The organism is Bradyrhizobium sp. (assembly GCF_016462955.1).
Lineage (GTDB): Bacteria > Pseudomonadota > Alphaproteobacteria > Rhizobiales > Xanthobacteraceae > Bradyrhizobium.
In genome coordinates this window covers 3151-6308 of record NZ_JAEMSD010000407.1, presented here as the reverse complement: position 1 = coordinate 6308, position 3158 = coordinate 3151, and the positions used below count along the sequence as shown (strand labels likewise).

Annotated in this window: 1 protein-coding gene and 1 pseudogene; both read right to left on the bottom strand. The window is 66.9% G+C overall.

Going from position 1 to position 3158, the window contains the following annotated elements; all coding sequences use genetic code 11:
- Positions 1-456, bottom strand: a pseudogene (locus JHD07_RS29890) (DNA primase); the annotation flags it as partial.
- On the bottom strand, positions 456-3158 hold a 2703-nt coding region (locus JHD07_RS29885; RefSeq protein ID WP_291628677.1), incomplete at its 5' end, for a strawberry notch family protein. The gene JHD07_RS29885 and the pseudogene JHD07_RS29890, both read right to left, overlap by 1 nt.

Genomic DNA, 3158 nt, shown 5'->3' with positions numbered 1-3158 from the left:
GCGTAAATCCGTAATGCCGCGTTCGCGTAAATACGCCTGTACGAGCGTGCCGTAGATCGGCTGCGACATGCGGATCAGCCGAAGGGCGGCCTCGGGCGACCCATGCGGCACCGGGCTTTGCCGCGGTTGCTGGCGAGATTCCGGCTCCGGCGGTGGCATGCTGAGGAAGGTCCGCGCCTCGTCCGTGACGTCCTTGAAATCGAGCAGGCCGCAGCTTTCGCGGATGACGTCGAGGAGATCGCCATGCTCGCCGGTCGCCGCGTCGGTCCATTTGCCGGCGAGACCCTTCGGTGTGTCCTTGAGCCGGACATACATCGAGCGGCCGGGCGTGTTGCGCACGTCGCCCACCAGCCAGTACCCACCCTCGCGGCGGCCGCTGGAGAGGTAGTGTCGGCACACCGCCTCGGCTTGCCGGCCGAGACGATGCGCAAGATCGGAAGCGTCCTGACGTGCCATCACGCTGCCTCCCGCTCGGAGATGCGCGCTACGGGGAAGGTGTCGAGCAGTTTGGCGAGAACTTCCGGCCCGGCGGCGTCGACCGGCACGAAGAAGCGGAGCTTCCACGAGATGATCTCGCTGAACAAGCCATAGGCCCGCAGACGATCCCGCATGGCCTCGGTGAAGCCGGTCAGCTCCAATCGCTGGGCGCCCATGACGCGCGCGCGCCGAAGCTGAAGGCCGTCGGCGAGATCGATGATCGTGGTGCCATCCATCAGCGCGGCGAAGACCTGCTCCGGGGTCAGCGACGTGGCGCCCGTCGTCACGGCGTTTGCCGCCCAGGCGGGCGAGACGCGCCGGCCGATGATGCGCTCGCCTGCATCGGTCTGGAGACGGTAGACGCGGGTCGACTCGTTCGGCAGCCGCTTCCAGATCGGCAACAGCAGTCCGGCAACGATGTGGATCGTGCTGTCGGAGAACTCCGGCACATCGTTCAGTTCCGCCCACCACGCCGCGGCGAAGGCGGCGCGATCGGCTTCCTCCCAATGACTCTCCTCCATCATGCGCAGCGGCGCGTAGTGCTGCTCCATCGGCCGGATCAGGCAGACGCGGCGCTCGATCTCGCCATCGTCAAGCATCATCGATGATGCGGAAATCTGGAGAGCGGCGCGTCCGGAGCGGCCGTTGACCAAGAGCCGCGCCCGCGGATCGGAGAGGTGGTCGAGAGCATCGGCGAGCGTCGTCGGCCGGTTGCGCTCGCGGCGGGTGATGGTGAGCAGCCGGGTTTCCGTGCCGGTGCCAGGATGGGTGTGGATCACTCGGGCGTCGGTGACGACGAAGCTCTCGGCCTGCAGGGTCTCGAGCCCGATGTCATAGACGCCGCTGCGGATCGCGCCCTCGACCTTGGCGGTCAGGAGCTGCTCGAACGCCGTGAACAGCACGCCCTGCAGGTCGATGGCGAGCGCCAGCAGCCGGTTGAGGAAAGTCGTGATCGGCGGCAGCTCGTCCTTGATGCCGTTATCATCCATGAGTTTCAGCCCGGTGGCGGACTCGAAACGGTCGAGCGAGCAGCCCTCGACCTTGCCGCGAACGAGCAGCAGGTAGAGCTGGCGGAGCGCATCGCGGGCATAGGGACTTTCGAGATTGTCCTCCGGCCGGAACAGGCCTTGGCCGCCGGACTGGCGCTGGCCGCGCGTGATGGCGCCGAGCGTGTCGAGCCGGCGCGCGATCGTCGAGAGGAAGCGCTTCTCGGCCTTCACGTCGCTGGCGATCGGTCGGAAGAGCGGCGGCTGCGCCTGGTTTGTGCGGTTGGTGCGGCCGAGCCCCTGGATCGCGGCGTCGGCTTTCCAGCCCGGCTCCAGGAGATAGTGGATGCGCAGGCGCTGGTTCCGGACAGCGAGATCGGCGTGATAACTGCGGCCCGTGCCGCCGGCATCCGAGAAGACGAGGATGCGCTTCTGGTCGTCCATGAAGGCGGCTGCCTCGGCGAGATTGGCCGACCCCGCGCGGTTCTCGACGGCAAGGCGCTCGCCCTTGCGCACCACGCGCCGCGACCGGCCAGTGACTTCGGCGACGACGTCGGTGCCGAAGCGCTGGACGATCTGGTCGAGGGCGCCGGGCACGGGCTCAAGCAAGGCGAGCCGCTCGATTAGCTCGTCGCGGCGAGCGACGGCTTCCCGGCTCTCTACGGGCTGGCCGTCCCGGTAGACCGGCCGCGACGACAGATTGCCCTCGCTGTCGGAGAACGGCTCGTAGAGCTGCACCGGGAAGGAATGGGCGAGATAGTCGAGGACATATTCGCGCGGCGTGATGTCGACGCGCACGTCGTGCCACTCCTCGGTCGGGATCTCGGCCAGACGCCGTTCCATCAGCGCTTCGCCGGTCGAGACGATCTGGATGACGGCGGTATGCCCGTCGGCCAGGTCCTGCTCGATCGAGCGGATCAGCGTCGGCGTCTTCATGCTGGTCAAGAGATGACCGAAGAAGCGCTGCTTCGCGCTCTCGAAGGCCGAACGCGCCGCGGACTTCGCCTGCCGGTTCAGCGTGCCGCTGTCGCCGGTGATGTTGGCAGCCTGCATCGCAGCGTCGAGATGATTGTGGATGATGGCGAAGGCGCCGGCATAGGCATCGTAGATGCGGGTCTGCTCGGGCGTGAGCTGGTGCTCGACCAGCTCATATTCGACGCCATCATAGGAGAGCGACCGGGCCGTGTAGAGGCCGAGTGCGCGAAGATCGCGGGCGAGCACCTCCATGGCCGCGACACCGCCATTCTCCACGGCCTCGACAAACTCTGCGCGATTGGCGAAGGGAAAATCATCGCCGCCCCAGAGGCCGAGGCGTTGGGCATAGGCGAGATTGTGGACGGTCGTCGCGCCAGTTGCCGAGACATAGACCACGCGGGCGTTTGCGAGCGCGTGCTGGAGCCGAAGACCCGCACGGCCCTGCTGCGATGGGGCCACGTCGCCCCGTTCTCCCTTGCCGCCGCCGGCGTTCTGCATCGCGTGGGACTCGTCGAAAATGATCACTCCGTCGAAATCGGAGCCCAACCATTCGACGATCTGCTTGACCCGCGAAAGCTTCTCCCCACGGTCGTCGGACCGTAGCGTAGCGTAGGTTAGAAATAGGACGCCTTCGTTCAGGCGGATGGAGGTCCCTTGGGGGAAGCGCGACAGCGGCGTGACCAGCAGGCGTTCCATGCCGAGGGCCGACCAGTCTCGTTG